The following is a 16,944-nucleotide window of genomic DNA, read 5'->3' as shown; positions in this document are numbered from 1 at the left end:
ATGTAGTCTTTTGAATGATTAGAGTTTGAATTTCACACCCAACAGGTAGTTTGCTCCGTAAGTATCTTTTCTTACGAAAGTGTTCTTACCCAGCTCCTGGAAAGGCACTGTGCCTACTACACCACTGCCGGTGTAAGGCTGGCGGATCTCCAGCTGGTAAGGCGTGTTCAGGATATTATTCACTTTTCCATAGACATACCAGCGTTTTGCCAGGCGTTTCTCGAGCGAGAAGTCCATCTGTGCAAAACCTTTCTGCCAGATATCATTATCCAGGAACTGGCTTACCGTGTTAATGCGACGGCTGGTATAACCCATGGCCAGCTGTGCGTTCAGACCCAGTTTATTGTCGTCCTTAAATAACAGCGACAGGTTGGCTACGTGTGCAGACTGTCCCTGCAGGGGGCGGGTCTGATCCACCTGTTTATCGGAAGTACCGGTGGCGGTACTGTAATAAAGGATCTTTGTAGTGGTGATGGCAGAGTGAGTGAAGGTATAGTTTGCACGCACACCAAACCAGCGGAAGTATTTCGTCATGTCCAGTTCTACACCGTAGTTGCTCGCTTTACCAAAGTTGTCGGGCATGTAATAAGTATTGGTACCCACATCTTCCAGTGCATATTCGATCGGATTGTTCAGTCGTTTGTAGAACACGCCTGCCAGCAGGTAATCCAATGCTTTCGGGAAGTATTCATAACGCAGGTCAAAGTTATCTGCAGTGGTTCTTTTCAGGTTCGGGTTGCCGATCTCCTGGTAGTCAGCGTCCGGATCTCCGCCATAGTGAGGGATCACTTCGTAGAAGTTAGGACGGCTGATAGCGGAATAATAAGAGAGGCGCAGGGCCTGTTTCTTATCCAGGGAGTATTTCAGCAATGCACTGGGCAATACATCGTAATAGGTGATGCCGCCGGTTTTACCTTTCACGGTTTGTGGTACGGCACTCTGCCAGTTGAGGTCTGTATTCTCAAAACGGGCGCCACCGGTCAGTTCAAATTGCTTTAGTTCAATTTTCACCATGGCATACGCTGCACCTACGTTTTCAGTAGCCTTATAATTCAGGGCATTGTCGGAGGTACCTTCGCCATTAAACACAGAAAAATTGTTGTGGGAGATATCGCCATCGTATACCTGGTTGCTTGGATCGGATGGTCGCAGGTTGTAGTTGTCATAACTGCTGTTGCGGGTCTTGTGGCGATACATACCACCTATGCTCCAGTCTACATCTGCTTTGCCAATCTCTGATTTATAAATAAAGTTCAGGTAAGCGCTCTTATCCTCGTCGCTGTTACGCTGAAACTCACGACTGGACTCGTCCAGGTTCAGGGGCGCCTGTACAGCAGCTCCTGTAGCCGGATCTTTGGATACACCGGTCACCAGGTGCAGGGTTGCTTCATCCGGGCGGTTATCTGTTGCTTTGGAATATACCAGGCTCCAGTCCATATGCAGGTGATGCGCCAGCTCATTCTGACCATTCAGGGTGGTGTTGAAGATCTGCTGCTGATCGTGGTAAGTACGGTAGCTATTGCTGATACGGCCAAAACCAGGACCAGGACGGCCTAATTGCAGGCTGGTGTCTGTAGCAAAGCGGAACTCATTTTTGTTAAGGTTCATGTAAGCTACGTACAGATTGATCTTATTATCGTCGTTGCATTTATAATCCAGTTTGGCGTGCAGACCGCTACGCTGTTGCTGGATAGAATAGTTACGTGATTCGATGCTCACTACTTTTGCGTTGCCATTGTTCATATCGGTTTCTGTACCGAAGAACACAGACTTCACATCCCGGTAATTATTCTGATAACTGCCAGCTACTATCACACCAAGTTTGTCGTTCAGCAGGCGGCCACCCAGTGACAGACCAAAAAGTGATGCGATGGGATGGCTTTTATCTGAGCGGGAGAAAGCGCTATTCGGAAAATCGTTCATCGTTGCCTGGTAACCAGCAGGATTGGTGGCACGGGGAGAACGATCCAGGCTCAGGCTATGGTCAAAAGTGGTAAAGTTGCCGGTATTGGCAGCCAGGCCTGCAGCCGCATTAGCTTTGACGCTGAACTGGCGGGGAGCATCCTTCATTACCATATTTACGGCACCACCAATAGCATCACCTTCCCGGTTAGGGGTCAGGGATTTGATCACTTCCAGGCGATCCAGCAGGTCGGCCGGGAAGATATCCAGGGGTACATAACGGTTCTTGTTGTCCGGGCTGGGAATTTTGATCCCGTTCACCAGGGTGTAGATATAGCGCTTGTCCATACCACGGATAATGGCATACTGGCCTTCACCGTTGGTGCTTCTTTCCAGTGTAACACCAGAAATACGCTGTACTACGTTGGCCACGGAAAGATCGGGAGAAACTTCAATGTTACGGGCTGATACGGAGTTCATCACTACATTGGCCCTACGGTCATTCTGCAGGGCATAGGCATCACTGCCATGGTCACGTTTACCGACCACGTTCACTTCGGCCAGGTCATTTTTCTTTTGCTCCAGTTCTATTTTAAGGGTAGACTGGTTGTTAATTGTTACTTCTGCTTCATATTTCTTATAGCCGATATACTTCGCTTCTATTTTACAGGTACCGTTCTGCAGGCCCTTAATAAGGAATTCTCCATTCAGACCGGAAGTCAGGAAACGTTTCTTCCCGGCCATTTCGATTTCTATGGTCGTACCGGGAAGCGGTTCCCCGGATCGCTTGTCCACCACCAGGCCACTTAACCCGGCCTTTTGTGCGTAAGCGGAATACGTAATCCCTGACAGCAGGATAAACAGCAATACTAGTTGCTTCATGAGTAGCATTTTTTTGTGAGTGCAAATTGAAAAAAGCAGTTTAAGCCTCACAAAAAGCACCGTAAGCAAAACGTAACATCGTTAACAGGGGCGTATACAAAAGAGAAACAAAGCGTAAACAGCGAATTATAACTCACTGACCTGTAACACATAGCAAAGACAGCCAATGTTCATTAACAAATTGTTACCGTATACATCGGGTTTCCCGATGTGTATCACAATGCATGAATAAATGCCGTCAGACTCTCCCCTTCGTCGAGGTTTAATTTCTTTTTCAGGCGGTAGCGCGACACTCTTAAACTGTCGAGAGAGATGGCTAACAGGGTAGCCATATCCTGCGAAGTGAGGTTTAATTTGATAAAAGCCGCCAATCTGAAGTCATTATAGGTAAGATCCTCCCGGCGGTTTTTCAGTTTTACGAAGAAGTCTCCATGCACCTGTTCAAAGATCTCCCGGAACTCATTCCAGTACTGGTCATGGTTAAAATCCAGGTTGATCTGCTGAATAAGCTGCTGGATCTGTTTCTTCTGGTCCCTTTTTTCATCCCTGGCCATGGCGTCCAGGCGGTTACGCAGGTCTTCCAGCAGTTGGTTTTTCTGGATCACGTGCAGGGTGTGTGAGGTAAGCGCCTTGCCTTTCAGTTCCAGTTCCTGCACCAGTTTATCTTCCTTCAGCTGTTTGTTTTGCAGGGCAGCCTGCATCAGCTCCTGCTGGGTTTCATGCATCTCCTGCTGCTGGCGGGCCAACTGACCCGCATTACGGATACTGAGCCGCTGCCTGCTGATGACCACCCAGCCTAATATCAACAGGAGGGCTATCACGATGGCTGTAGCAATACCTATGATGATATTGACGTCCCGTTCGTGCTCCAGGTTCATGATCTCAACATTCTTCTTATTAATATCAAACAGGACGCTGAGGAAGGCAGTCTGGCGGTTATTGTCTGCCGAATAGATATCAATGGCCGCCCGTCGGGACAATTCCATGTAATGGTAGGCGCTGTCGTTCTGGTTCAGGAGACTGAAGGCCTTACCCAGGTCATGCCAGGCAGCCCCTTTGTCATGGAGATTGTTCATTTTCTCCGCCTGGTAAAGCGCCTTGCGGGTTTCAACCAGGGCTTCCTTATAGTGCCCGGTCTTCCGGTAGATATCCCCCAGGTTGTTCAGCACCTCGGTAATGGCCACTTCTTCTTTGGCTTCTTTATAGAGATCGTAGGAATGCTGGAAGTAATAGGAAGCAGAATCGAATTGCTCCAGGTCTTCATAAATACTGCCCATATTCTCATAGATCTTACCCATGCCCGTTTTCTCGGAGATCTTACTGTATTGCTGCAGGGCGAGTCGCTCGAAATAGAAGGCGCTATCATATTTAGCCTGCTTTTCATAAAGGTGGCCGATCTTCCCATAGGTATTGGCCAGGCCTTTGTCGTTTTTGAGTTCCCGGTAGATAGACAGGGCTTCATCGTACTGCTTCCGGGCCATAGGCAGTTGCCGGTTATAATAATAGAGAATGCCCATGTCGTCCAGGTTATCTGCTACCAGGTCTTTACGTTGCTGGTTGCGGAAGATGCTGTCGGCTTTGTGGTGGAAGTCGAGTGCCTGGGGATAGCTACCCAGGTAATAACAGATATTTCCCATGTGCTGGAGGGAAATGCCGGTGGTAAGCGGATCCTTCTTTTCTACAGATTTACTATATACTTCTTTTAAGAGGGCAAAAGCAGAATCCGGGAAGCGTCTGCTGAGTTGTTCTGTATAGGTAAGTTCTGTGTAGTCCTGATTTTGGCTCTGTGCAGCGATGCTACACATCAATAATAAACAAAGTATAAAAGATCTGATCATGACAAATGTTCCCCCAAACTGTGCCGCAAAGAAACAAGTTTAATGTTAAGTAATGGTTAAGTTACGCTGCGGGGGTGTCACATAAAAATGCCTTCCGGGCCCTGATGATACGAGGTACATCATATACGCCGGAAGGCATAAGCCGGTTCAATATACTACACCCGGCGCTAATGATTGCAGAACAGCTATCAAATTGTTTCTGCAGCTATCAAACATTATAATTGCTGCTTATCCTTCAACAGCTGCGCTTTCAATTGATCATAACTAATATCCTGTACGGCCTTCTTTGCATCGATGGCCTGGATAGCTGCCGTTGCCGCACTCTGACCTAATATCATGAACACCGGTTCCATCCTGATACTTCCATAAGCGATATGGGTAGAGGACACACATACCGGCACGAGCAGGTTCTCACATTCTTCTTTCTTTGGTACAATAGATCCGTAACTGATACGGTAAGGTGCTGGTACACGTACCTCTACATCCCCTTCATTCTGCACAGTACCATCTTCCTGTACATATCGTTGCGTGTTATGGGAATCCAGCGTATAAGAGCCCATACCAACAGGATTGTCCACCTGTTTTTCGCCCAGTACTTCATGTTCTGTCATTGTTTCCAGACCTGCCATGCGGCGGGCTTCGCGGATATATAACTGATGCGGCCAGTTGCCGTTATCTTTGAATTCATCCTTTGACAATCCCCATTTATTCATATGTGCACGGATATTATCAGGTACCCGCGGATCAGTAGCCATAAAGTACAACAGCCCTTTCTGATAGGTGGCATGAGCGGCAATGATCTCTTTCCTTTTTTTATAAGAGGCATCCGGGTAATCATAGTTCATACCGATGTAATCAGTACTGAAAGGCCCGTGGTTATTGACATCTGTTTTATGGTTAGGAATAGGATCGTATTTATTGAATGCTTCTTCCCATCCACTCGTAAACACTCTCACCAGCAATTCATACTGCGTAGAATCATATCCCTTCGGGCGGGCAAATGGAATACGGTTAGCAGGAAGATCGGTGAGGCACATGCGGAAGCAATAAGCCTGCACACGCTTATCTCCACTCCCTTTTTCACCTGGCGGCTCTGGTGAAATCAATGGTAATAAACCGCTGCTGGCATCTCCCGGTACTTTATACGCACTAACAGGTTTCTTAAAATAATGCCCGTGATGTAATACATCTATCTGTACACCGTTCCATTTTTCGTTATACTCGCTGTTCGCTTCCCTCCCTACACGATAGGATACTTTGGCGGCTGCCATCAGATCTCCTTCATAAGTAGCGTCAATGAACATCCTGCCGCGGAATGTTTTACCGCTCAGTGTTTTGATGGCAATGATCTTTTGTCCTTTTTTGGTGATGCCTTTGTCACGGTCCAGCCATTCATCACGATATACTTTGATATTATGCTCCTTGACAAAATCTTCAAATACCTGTTCTGCCACATGCGGCTCGAAGATCCACATGGTGCGTTCTGCTCCGTCTATAGCGGGAGTGCCCTGCCCTTTGTTGCCATATTCAGATTGTGGTTGCCAGTTCCATGCAGAAGGCTGCTGATAATGCAGGTATACACGATGATAGAATTCACGTGCAAGTCCACCGATCACCGATTTATTTCCTGTATCGGTAAAACCTAGTCCGCCGGAAGATAAACCGCCCAGGTGCTTGTCAGGCGATACGATCACAACTGATTTATTCATTTTTTTCACCTGTACGGCAGCGGTGATGGCAGCGGAGGTACCGCCATAGATCACAACGTCTGCGTCTACCGGCGACTGTGCATGCGCCTGGGTAAAGCATAACAGACAAAAGAGTAACACTGTAACAAGATGCTTCATAACTGTGGATTTAAATCTGTTTTAAGGAACCAATAATTTTTTGAGATATGCCGGATAACTATGCCCTTCTGTACCACCATCACCATGAGTGATGCTGTCGCCGAAGCATACGATCCTTTTCTGCGGCAGTTGTTGCCGGATGACGCAATCATAGACCACCACACCCATCAGGCGGTAGCCCTCCGGCGTGGGATGAACACCGTCTGTTTTTCCGCTGTTAAGTTCATTCTGTATGAGACTGTCTTTGTCTTTGCCAATATTGCCGGCGCGTTCAAATATATGTCCCATGTCCAGTAATGTCTGATGCGTATCTGCCGCTATCTTTGCGATCACCTCATTCACAGCTTTTCTTCTGGCCACATAGCCTTCCGGATCATAAAACGCCTTCGGGTGGCGGGTGTACAGGTAAGGCTCATAAGCTGGCAGGATCGTCATCAGTAATACCTTACTGCCTGTACTGCTGATCATCTTCACCATGTCACGCATGTTCTTTTCATAGTCTTTCAGCGGTACATGTTTCATGCTGTTCATGTCGTTGGTACCAGCCATGAGTACAGTCAGTTCCGGATGATGGGACAGGCAATCCTTTTCAATCCTTGCCAGCATGTCTACCGTATTATTTCCACCGATGCCTGCATTGATCACCATGGGAGGTTCATCATTTCCTGCTGATGGAGATGTATACTCCGGGAACGGGGAGGCAGACAGATATTTCCCCGGAAGGGAAAAGGAAGTGGCTAATAATCCTGCCTGTAAAAATGTTCGTCTTTCCATATAATCGTGGTTCTACCTGGTTAAGTAAATCCGGCCCTCAGCCCGGGATGCTGTTAGCACCGTACGATGAATCTCAATAAGCTATTTGTTAATTCATCTGTTTATTTGTGATACTAATAATCAGGGTTCTGTTTCAATTTAGCATTTACATCGATCTCTGTCTGGGGGATCGGGTACAAATAATGTCTTTCACTCACTATAATAGACGGGTTCTGGGCTTTCATAGCACTGATCAGCCGTTTTGTGCGCACCAGGTCATACCAGCGGTGTCCTTCAAAGGCCAGTTCCAGTCTTCTTTCCAACAATACGCTGTCGCGGAATTGCGCCTGTCCTAAAGTCAATTCCAGCTCGGGAATACCGGCGCGTCTGCGAATACGGTTGATAGCATTGAAAGCATCCGGATTACCGGCGCCCTGCTCATTCAATGCTTCTGCATACATCAGCAACACATCTGCATAACGGATGACGGGGAAATTGTTACTTCCTTCGCCATTGGCTGTTGCTGCAGGGTCTCTGTACTTATATACGTACGCCGGGAATGTGATGCTGGCCGGCGCAGCAGGTGTGGATGTAGCAGAGTACAACCTGATCGTCACGTCACGGCGTTTATCCGTAGCCCGGTAAGTATCGTACAGGTTTTTTGTGACCGGATCATCCCCAAATCCGGCAATACCATTCACCTTATCAAAATTGGGACGCATATATCCCTGCATATAACTGCCTTCTCCTAAACCACCACCCAGTGCCTGTACTTCAAAAACAGCCTCTTTTCCGTTCTTATTGGCGATCAAGAAAGCATCCTCAAATTTATCCCAGATATCATATACGCCGAGATCCATTACTTCCTTACACTTTGCCGACGCGTTGGGCCAATCTTCGCGGGTCAGGTATACTTTGGCCAAAAAAGCAATGGCAGCTCCTTTGGTGGCCCGGCCCAGGTTAGCGCCGGAATAGGAAACAGGCAATATAGTTGCTGCTTCCGAAAAGTCTTTTATCACCTGCTGATATATCTCATCTGCTGTGACTCTTGCTACTTCCAGGTTATCAAGGGAAGTAGTTTCCTGCAGGATCAAAGGCACTCCTCCGAAGAGGCGTACCAGTGTAAAATAATAAAACCCTCTTAAAAATTTAGCTTCTGCCAGATATTGGTTTTTCGTGTCTGTATCCATGTTAATACCCGGTACATGCGCCAGTACAGCGTTTGCCTTGTTGATACCAGCATATGCAGCAGTCCATATGGATTGAAAAGTAGAGGTAGCAGGTGTGAAGGAATACTTATCTACATCATTCTTTGCCTGGTTGGCGGTAGAGCGACCTCCGCCCCATTCCGCATCATCCGTAGCCTGATCCTGTAATACCCATATCACCTGGTCATACATATTCTGACCTTTCATGGGGTCGTAGGCAGCGCTGACAGCCGCTTTGGCATCGTCGGCATTCTTATAGAAATTGTCCGGAGTGAAGCTCGATTCCAGTTGCTGGTCCAACAGGTTGCAGGACATCTGTGTACAGATCAGTAGAAAAAATAGCTTTTTCATATACGTGCTGTTAATACTTACAAGGTGATATTTAATCCGAAGAGAAATGTTTTGGCGGCGGGATAACTGGCATAGTCAAATCCCTGGCTGCGGTTATCCTGTCCGAAGCGATTCACCTCCGGATCGTAGCCGCTGTATTTTGTCCAGGTAATAAGGTTCTGTGCAGTAATGTAAAGCCGCACGGAGTGGATCTTCGCTGCCTTCAGCCAGGCATCAGGCAGATTATAACCGAGCTGGATGTTCTTCAAACGCAGGTAAGAACCATCTTCGATCTGCCGCGTGGAGATGCGGTTAGCCGGCCTGGTAGTGGCGGCACGGGGAATATCTGTATTGGTATGTGTGGGCGTCCATCTGTCGAGCATGTCCCTATCCTGGTTCGTAGTGCCATTCAGGTATTCCAGTTCAAAACGGTTTGCATTCAGGATCTTATTGCCATATACGCCCTGCAGGAAGACAGTGAGGTCAATGCCTTTATAAGAGAAGGTATTGCTGATACCACCGCTGAATTTCGGTTGTGCGCTTCCAATGATCTGCCTGTCCTTATCATCGATCTTCTTGTCGCCATTAAGGTCTTTATATTTCCTGTCGCCCACTTTCTTTGCACTGGCATCTGCCAGTCCCGCCAGTTCTGCTTCCGACTGGTACAGGCCATCGGTCACATAACCGTAGAAAGTACCCAGTGGTTCTCCCACACGGATGATACCTGAATTCACGTTCTGCGCAATATTGGCCACCTGTCCGGCAAAGATCTGCGGTGCCTTGCCGATGTTGAGCACTTTATTACGATTGGCTACATAGTTGATGTCTGTCGTCCACCGGAAAGCTCCGTCTACGTTGACAGTGGACAGGCTCAACTCAATCCCCTTGTTCTGCACTTTACCCAGGTTCCTGATGGCGCTGGAATAACCGGAAGAACTGGGGATCGTTACATTCAAAAGCAGGTCGCTGGTCTTTTTCAGGTAGGCATCTGCCGTAATCATGACACGGCTGTTAAACAAGCCCAGGTCAACCCCTACATCCCCTTGTGCCGTTTTCTCCCAGGAGAGGTCAGGATTGGCGATCTGGCTGGGACCGAGGCCTGTTGAGATATTGTTGCCCAGCACATAATTCTGTGTACCCAGTAATGAATAGGCAGGATAGTTACCGATACCGTCCTGGTTGCCCGTAGTACCATAGGTTACACGCAGTTTCAGATCACTGACGGACTTATTATTCTTCAAAAAGGGTTCTTCCGAAACCTTCCATGCTATCGCCCCTGAAGGGAAGAACCCAAAGCGGTTATTCACACCAAAACGAGAAGAGCCATCTGCACGGAAGGAGGCCGTCAACAGGTATTTATCACGATACCCGTAATTAATTCTTCCCAGGTAGGAGACCAATCCCCAACCACCGATACCTGAACCGGGGATAGTGGCCACTGCACCGGTACCCAGATTGCCCGTACCAAGAATGTCATTCACGAAACTCCTGGAAGAGGCATTACTATTCTCTGTGCGGTTCTCCTGTTGTGTGTATCCCACGAGTGCAGAAAAGCTATGTACCTTGTTGAAGGTACGGGAGTAGGTCAGCAGATTTTCATTCAGCCAGGTAACAGACTGTTCGTTGTAGATAGACGCCACGCCACCCTGTGCAAGGCCGCTGGACACGCTTCTGGGCAGGTAGCTGTCCTGCTTCTGCAGAATACCATCTATACCGACCAGCACTTTTAATGTGAGTCCTTCTATGATCTGGTATTCGCCGAAGATGTTGCCGAAGAAGCGATAGGCAGTGTTCTTATTCTTACTGTCAAACGCCAGGGCTACCGGATTATCCGCAGTAAAATTCAGTGCAGGATCTGTGATCAGGTAAGTCCCATCTGCATTGCGTGCTTTCAGCAAAGGCGGGAACTGTAATGCTGCCATGGTGACCAGTCCAGCGCTTCCCAGGCTACCATCGGTACGGGACTGATTAGTAGCGGTACGATTGATGGTCAGGCTGTTTCCCACCTTGATCTTATTATTGATCTTCCTGTCCAGGTTCACGCGAAAGGAATACCGGTTAAAATCTGAGTTCTCCACGACTCCTTTCTGCGTAAAATAACCGGCAGATACAGCAAACTGTGTTTTCTCATCGCCGCCGCTCATAGACAACTGGTAATTGGCAATGGGCGCTGTGCGAAAGATCTCATCCTGCCAATCGGTGCCTTCACCGAATGCTTCTACCTGCTGCGGCGTATAAACAGCTGGCAGGCCATCGTTGGTATTCGCTTCATTCACAAAAGCAGCATACTCCTTTGCATTCAGTACCGGGTATTTGCGACGCACATCCTGTGTACCATAGTAAGTATCGAAACTAACAATAGTACGTCCTGCCTTCCCCCGTTTGGTCGTGATGATCACTACACCGTTAGAGCCGCGGGAACCATAGATAGCGGTAGAGGAAGCGTCTTTCAGGATGGTCATCGATTCAATATCTCCTGGGTTCAGGGTGCTGAGCACATTGAAGCTGGAACCACTTTCAGCACCACCATTTTTGAAGGGTACACCATCTATTACATACAGGGGTTCGTTGTCGCCCTGAATGGAGTTACCACCACGTATACGGATAGTGGTAGAACCACCAGGAGCACCAGAGTTCTGTGTTACCTGTACACCCGCCACGCGTCCCTGTATGGCCTGATCCAACGAAGTCACCGCAACTTTCTTTATCTCTCCTACCGGTACCGTAGCAACGGCGCCGGTTAGGTCACTCTTCTTTACCTGCCCGTATCCCACCACTACTACTTCGCTCAGCGCTTCTGTGCCGCTTTCCAGTGTCACTGTCAGCGGACCACTAACACCTGTCACCGGTATTTCCCTTGCCTTCAATCCAAGGGCAGATATGAGCAACACCGCATTGTCGGGAACATTTCGTAATGTGAATACACCATTCTCATTGGCTGTGGTACCACGTTTGGTTCCCTTGATCAGCACAGTAGCACCTGGCTGTGGTTCTCCTTTGCTATTCACTACTTTCCCCTGTATGCTGGTATCAGCCGGGGGCGAGGCGTCATCAATAGTAGCCGGCCTGAGGGTCTTCTTTCTGCTGATAACAATCGTATTACCCTGTATCACATACTGCAGTTGCTGGTCTTTCAGAATAGTGTTCAGTGCAGCTTCCAGGGATGTTTTGTTAAAAGAAACAGTAACTGGTTTAACACCGGCAATGTCTTCATTGCGATAAAAAAATACATATCCTGTCTGTTCTTTGATGATGGAAAAGATCTTTTTCAGCGGAACATCTTTCCCTGTGTAAGTGATCTGTGTGGATGTGTCGGCGGCATTCACTTTCAGGCATAGCAATGCCAGTAGAAGTAGTAAGGTCTGCTTCATAACATGGAAGTTTTTATATAACGGGACGATAAAAGAATGCTAATACTCAGGGCAGTATAACAATGTGTCTGCCTTCTTCTATTTTAAAATTTACGTTAGTCTGTTCCAATATTTTTAATGCTTCAGAAAGTGTCAGCCCTCTTCCCATCTCACCGGAAAAAGTGCCTTTGGGTATGCCTGAGGGATAAGATACCGTCACATCATACCAGCGTTCCAGTTGGCGCATAACGGCGGCGATATCGGCATCCCTGAAGGAGAAATAACCGTTCTTCCAGGCAATCACTTCGTCGGTATTCACTGTATTTACTCCAATACCGGCATTGGTATTTACGACAGCCTGCTGGCCCGGCTGTAAGAGCCTGCTTTCCTTTTCTGACGCTACTTTCACGGCGCCACTGATCAATGTGGTATGGGTGTTCTTTTCGTCTTTATAGGCCATGACATCGAAGCTGGTGCCGAGCACCTGTACTTCGAATTCTCCTGCTTTCACTTTAAATGGTTTGTGTGCATCTTTGACAGTCTCGAAATAGGCCTCCCCTTCCAGTTCCACCAGGCGTTCACTGCCTGTAAAAGCAACAGGATATTTCAGACGTGAAGCAGCGTTCAGCCATACTTTCGTACCATCGGGCAGCACCACCTGGTATTGTCCTCCTTTTGGCGTAGCCAGTATATTATAGCTCAGCTTTGCAGTGGCTGGCTGACCACTGTATAACAGTTGTCCGTTGTTGCGCTGTACAATAGTATTTCCCTGTCTGATGGTCTGATTGCCGGTACTGTCAAGCGATACCGTTGTGCCATCTTCCAGGATGAGGGTCGCCTTGTTACTGCCGGGCAGGATTGCTGCCGGCGTAGCTGCTTCCTTTTGTGCCAGTTGAGGCGCTTTCGATGTGTTGTGCGACCAATAGAAATAACCGCCAATACCGGCTGCCAATACAACAACAGCGGCCACTCGCCAGTAGGAGAAACGGAAAGGTACTATTCCGGGCCTTGTAACAGGTGTTCGGTCTACATCCAATACACGGGACAATACCGGTTCCAGGCTTTCATCAAAAGGAGCCTGTTCCTGCATTTCCTCTGTCAGGCGACTTGCAGTAGCCACAAACGTCTCCCTGTTGGCCGGATCTATCAGGAAATCGTCCAGTTCAGCCATTTCGGCTGCAGAGAGGTTTCCTTCGAGAAAACCGCTGATCAGGTATTGAATACGTTGTTCGTCCATGTGTCTGGCGGAGTACCCGGTGTTGCCGGAAATAGCTTCCACTTATATAGACTGTGGGAAAAGTGTGGGTGTACCTATCGGGGAGAAAAAAAATGTTGTCAGAGTTTGCCGGCGAGTTTCAACTGTTCTCTGATATATTGGAGGGCGGCGCTGATGGTATTTCGGACGTAGCTGGGGGAAAGCTTGAGTTTATTGGCAATTTCGGTCGCGTTCAGACCTTCCTGGCGGCTCATTTCGAAAATCTGGCGGCGTTGGGTGGGCAGGGCGCTTACAGCGGTGGCAATGATGCGTTGGGTTTCCCTGTAAGAGAGGTTGGCCTCTGTGTCATTTGTAGTGGTTAAACCGGCGTTCCGGATATCTGCCTGTCTTTGTTGCAAGAGCGCCTGGCGGTTCAGCCAGGTAAAACATTCGTTCAGGGCCATTCTTTTGAGGTAGGCGTTCAGTTGCTCAACTGCGGGCAGTTTATCCCGGTGCAGCCATAATTTGATAAAGAACTCCTGCAGCACTTCATGAACGGCATCCTCCTGTTTCACCACCTTTCTGACCACATGACCCATCCACGGAGAAATCGCTCTGAAGAACTGTGTGAAAGCATGCTCATCGCCATCAGCAATACGGGTCAGCATAGCTTTCTCTGTATATAGATCATCTTGCATTTCAGGCAATGGGGATGCTATTAAAAACGCCTTCCGGGCCGTAATGACACGAGTGCATCATACACGCCGGAAGGCATAATTTAAATGATATATTGATCAGTTATTTACCAACCTGTTCCTGCCAGGCCAGCATACCGCCGGTCAGGTTCTTTACGTTCTGAAAACCCATTGTTTCCAGGATCATGGCTGCCTGTCCGCTACGGCCACCGCTGCGGCAGTACACGATCACTTCCTGGTCTTTCAGATCTTCCAGCTCATCTACCTGCATTGCACGGATATCTCCAAGTGGCACCAGGATACCTCCGATATTGAACTCTGCATGCTCATGTGGTTCCCGTACATCTACGATGTTCAGGCTTTCCCCATTGTCCATGCGCTTTTTCAGTTCTGTTGCGCTTATATTTTCCATGACTGTTTATTTACTTGTTTGTGATATATACAGCAATATTACAGTATTGCCGGATTTTGGCGATGATTATTCTGGTTGTTCAGGTGATGCTGCCGGTGGCGCTGGGGTAGCACCGCTATCCTTTGTTGGACGGGTACCTGACAGCCAGAGGTCGATGGTCTCTCCTGCTCTTACCATGTTCAGCTCATTCAGGCTGTTACGGCGTGGAGGCGTTTGTCTCACTACAAAAGCGTTGGCCGTATCTGTCACAGAAGGATCAATGAGCACAGTACCGAGACCCAGGTTGCTGGCGCTCAGTGTTTCCTTTGCTTCCAGGAAAGTGAGTCCTATCAGGTCTGGTGCGGGGTTTTCGGTGTTACCGGTACCGCTGCTCAGTACGAGGGTAATACTACTGCCCTCGGGAACTTCCCTGCCGGGTTTTACGGTTTTACCGTTCAGCAGCTGCTGTAATACGGTATTGGTAGCAAAGTCCGGTTTATAAATGGTATCTCCCACGTTCAGCCTGAGACTGTGCAGGGTCATTTCCGCACTGCGGAAGGTCAGCCCTGTCAGATCCGGCATTTGCACCATAGGAGGTATTACTTTGTTGATAGTCAGATAGATAGTACGTCCTACCTTCACGATAGAGCCTTTGGCGGGTGTTTGTTCCCATACGGCCAGGCCAGGCAGACTGTCTACGTAGATCGAGTCCCTTACGTCCACGCTGAATCCTTCTTTTTCGAGGATCATGGTGGCTTCCTGTATATTTTTCTTATAAACGTCCGGAACAGTCAGGGTGTCCCCATGCTTTGTGATTACCCCCAGTAATGAAAAGAAAAGCAGCCCCAGAACGGCGAAAATTCCTACAACAACCAGCAGGTTAAAGCCGAAAGAGCGGTTCGTTATTTTATTGAACACAGATTATATTTTAACGTTAAGATGAACTCGGATCTGTTTACTTCCTCAGGCATTCTTCAATTAATGTGCCGTAAAACTCCTGCAGGGTTTTACCTGCAGCTCTTACCTGCTGAGGTACCAGGCTATTTTCTGATTGTCCTGGCATGGTGTTCACTTCCAGGAAGAACAGGCGGTTGTTCGCTTCCTCCCAGATGAAGTCCATTCTCACTATCCCTCTGCAATTCAGTTTGTCATACAGTTTTCTGGCGGTTGCCTGTATCAGGTTGGTCACCTCAGAAGGTGCTTCTGCAGGGGTTACCTCTCTGGTTACGCCTGGCGTGTATTTCGCCTCATAATCAAAGAATTCCTTGCTGCTGATGATCTCAGTCACCGGCAGTACCGTGAATTCTCCATTGGCCTTATATAAACCGCAGGTGATCTCCCTGCCTTTGATAAATTCTTCTATCAGAATCTGTACGTCCTCTTTAAAGGCTTTTTCGATAGCCGGCATCAGCTCTTCGGCCGTATTGACCTTGGACATACCGATGCTGCTGCCGCCTTCTGCTGGTTTTACGAACACCGGCAGTTTCAGGTCCCGGAGTATTTCTTTAGTATCAAAAGGCTGATCACGGAAGATATGCACTGATTTTGATACGTTTACGACACCCAGGGAGGATACTACCTTGTTACAATAGCTCTTGTTGAAGGTAAGCGCAGAGGTTACCATCCCACAGCTGGTAAAAGGGATGCCCAGCATTTCAAAATAGCCCTGTAAACGACCGTCTTCACCTGGGGTACCATGTATACCGATGAATACTGCATCGAATGTTATCTTATTACCATTGATTGTCAATGAGAAATCGTTCCTGTCTACTGCAACTGACTGGCCTTCAGTGCCAATGTAATTCCAACCATCACGGGTAATAGAGATCTTATAGACGTTATACTTGCTGCTGTCAATATTCTTTTCTATCACTGCGGCACTCTGTACTGAAATCACATACTCACCAGAGTATCCGCCGGCAACCAGGGCGATGTTCTTTTTCATATATAATTTAATAATAAGCGGATAAAGTTAATAGAAAATTAGTGGATGTAGATTTTTTTTACTGTAAAAGAAAAGGGAAGAAAGTTTACGTCCTTTCTTCCCTTTAAGCTCCGGTATGCGTTCCGATGCTATTCGGCGACCAGTTACCGGGTAGTTCCTTATGCTTCCTTTATAATAATATTATTAGATGTGCAATTTTTCTTTCTTGGCGAGCAGTTCGTCTACTGTTTCCTGGTACATTTCATCAGGAACGCAGCAATCAACCGGACAAACAGCTGCACACTGAGGCTCTTCATGGAAGCCCTGGCATTCTGTACACTTGTTAGGAACGATATAATAAGTGTCTACACTAATTGGGGCATTACGTTGATCAGCATCCATAGAGGATCCATCCATCAATACGTATGGACCTTTAACGGTAGTACCATCTGCCATTGCCCATTCAACACCACCCTCATAAATAGCGTTATTCGGACATTCAGGTTCACAAGCACCACAATTAATACATTCGTCTGTTATCTTTATTGCCATAGTATAAACTTTTTGTTTAAGTAGTAAGCCATTAATTTTGCAGACAAAAATAGAATATCTAGGTTTAAAAAGTTAAT

Annotated in this window: 12 protein-coding genes; all 12 read right to left on the bottom strand. The window is 47.7% G+C overall.

Features of this window, described 5'->3' with window-relative positions:
- Positions 1-18: 18 nt before the first annotated feature.
- The 12 genes from BLR32_RS17090 to BLR32_RS17035 all read right to left on the bottom strand — a co-directional run bounded on the left by BLR32_RS17090 (position 19) and on the right by BLR32_RS17035 (position 16,867).
- A complete protein-coding gene (locus BLR32_RS17090; protein WP_176842319.1) occupies positions 19-2,784 on the bottom strand; it encodes a TonB-dependent receptor in 2,766 nt (921 codons plus the stop codon).
- A 215-nt stretch (positions 2,785-2,999) separates the two neighbouring features.
- Positions 3,000-4,589, bottom strand: coding sequence for a tetratricopeptide repeat protein (locus BLR32_RS17085; protein ID WP_245705448.1), 1,590 nt, complete (start codon positions 4,587-4,589; stop codon positions 3,000-3,002).
- 248 nt (positions 4,590-4,837) lie between these two features.
- On the bottom strand, positions 4,838-6,469 hold the full coding sequence (locus BLR32_RS17080) for an FAD-dependent oxidoreductase (RefSeq protein WP_089833890.1): 1,632 nt from the start codon (positions 6,467-6,469) through the stop codon (positions 4,838-4,840).
- A 21-nt stretch (positions 6,470-6,490) separates the two neighbouring features.
- A complete protein-coding gene (locus BLR32_RS17075; protein ID WP_089833888.1) occupies positions 6,491-7,243 on the bottom strand; it encodes an SGNH/GDSL hydrolase family protein in 753 nt (250 codons plus the stop codon).
- Between the two features lie 113 nt (positions 7,244-7,356).
- Positions 7,357-8,781, bottom strand: a complete 1,425-nt coding sequence (locus tag BLR32_RS17070; protein ID WP_089833887.1) for a RagB/SusD family nutrient uptake outer membrane protein — start codon at positions 8,779-8,781, stop codon at positions 7,357-7,359.
- Positions 8,782-8,798: 17 nt separating this feature from the next.
- Entirely contained in the window at positions 8,799-12,131 is a 3,333-nt protein-coding gene (locus BLR32_RS17065; RefSeq protein WP_089833885.1) for a TonB-dependent receptor, read from the bottom strand.
- A 46-nt stretch (positions 12,132-12,177) separates the two neighbouring features.
- A complete protein-coding gene (locus BLR32_RS17060) occupies positions 12,178-13,347 on the bottom strand; it encodes a FecR family protein (RefSeq protein WP_089833883.1) in 1,170 nt (389 codons plus the stop codon).
- A 98-nt stretch (positions 13,348-13,445) separates the two neighbouring features.
- Positions 13,446-14,003, bottom strand: coding sequence for an RNA polymerase sigma factor (locus BLR32_RS17055; RefSeq protein ID WP_089833881.1), 558 nt, complete (start codon positions 14,001-14,003; stop codon positions 13,446-13,448).
- A gap of 100 nt (positions 14,004-14,103) precedes the next feature.
- On the bottom strand, positions 14,104-14,412 hold the full coding sequence (locus BLR32_RS17050) for a rhodanese-like domain-containing protein (RefSeq protein WP_089833880.1): 309 nt from the start codon (positions 14,410-14,412) through the stop codon (positions 14,104-14,106).
- Positions 14,413-14,478: 66 nt separating this feature from the next.
- Positions 14,479-15,309 carry a PASTA domain-containing protein gene (locus tag BLR32_RS17045; protein WP_089833878.1) on the bottom strand — a complete coding sequence of 277 codons (831 nt, stop codon included), beginning with the start codon at positions 15,307-15,309 and terminating at the stop codon, positions 14,479-14,481.
- 37 nt (positions 15,310-15,346) lie between these two features.
- Positions 15,347-16,336 carry a D-alanine--D-alanine ligase gene (locus BLR32_RS17040; protein ID WP_089833876.1) on the bottom strand — a complete coding sequence of 330 codons (990 nt, stop codon included), beginning with the start codon at positions 16,334-16,336 and terminating at the stop codon, positions 15,347-15,349.
- Between the two features lie 183 nt (positions 16,337-16,519).
- Complete coding sequence (locus tag BLR32_RS17035; RefSeq protein WP_089833874.1) at positions 16,520-16,867, bottom strand: 4Fe-4S dicluster domain-containing protein; 348 nt, start codon at positions 16,865-16,867, stop codon at positions 16,520-16,522.
- Between the last annotated feature and the right edge of the window lie 77 nt (positions 16,868-16,944).

Origin of the sequence: Chitinophaga filiformis, from assembly GCF_900102545.1 — a bacterium.
GTDB lineage: Bacteria > Bacteroidota > Bacteroidia > Chitinophagales > Chitinophagaceae > Chitinophaga > Chitinophaga filiformis.
The sequence above is the reverse complement of the archived record's forward strand: the minus strand, read 5'-3'. Positions and strand labels throughout refer to the sequence as shown.

Coding starts and splice junctions, on each gene's coding strand:
- BLR32_RS17090 (WP_176842319.1), bottom strand. CDS start 2,784: ATGAAGCAACTAGTATTGCTGTTTATCCTGCTGTCAGGGATTACGTAT.
- BLR32_RS17085 (WP_245705448.1), bottom strand. CDS start 4,589: ATGTGTAGCATCGCTGCACAGAGCCAAAATCAGGACTACACAGAACTT.
- BLR32_RS17080 (WP_089833890.1), bottom strand. CDS start 6,469: ATGAAGCATCTTGTTACAGTGTTACTCTTTTGTCTGTTATGCTTTACC.
- BLR32_RS17075 (WP_089833888.1), bottom strand. CDS start 7,243: ATGGAAAGACGAACATTTTTACAGGCAGGATTATTAGCCACTTCCTTT.
- BLR32_RS17070 (WP_089833887.1), bottom strand. CDS start 8,781: ATGAAAAAGCTATTTTTTCTACTGATCTGTACACAGATGTCCTGCAAC.
- BLR32_RS17065 (WP_089833885.1), bottom strand. CDS start 12,131: ATGAAGCAGACCTTACTACTTCTACTGGCATTGCTATGCCTGAAAGTG.
- BLR32_RS17060 (WP_089833883.1), bottom strand. CDS start 13,347: ATGGACGAACAACGTATTCAATACCTGATCAGCGGTTTTCTCGAAGGA.
- BLR32_RS17055 (WP_089833881.1), bottom strand. CDS start 14,003: ATGCAAGATGATCTATATACAGAGAAAGCTATGCTGACCCGTATTGCT.
- BLR32_RS17050 (WP_089833880.1), bottom strand. CDS start 14,412: ATGGAAAATATAAGCGCAACAGAACTGAAAAAGCGCATGGACAATGGG.
- BLR32_RS17040 (WP_089833876.1), bottom strand. CDS start 16,336: ATGAAAAAGAACATCGCCCTGGTTGCCGGCGGATACTCTGGTGAGTAT.
- BLR32_RS17035 (WP_089833874.1), bottom strand. CDS start 16,867: ATGGCAATAAAGATAACAGACGAATGTATTAATTGTGGTGCTTGTGAA.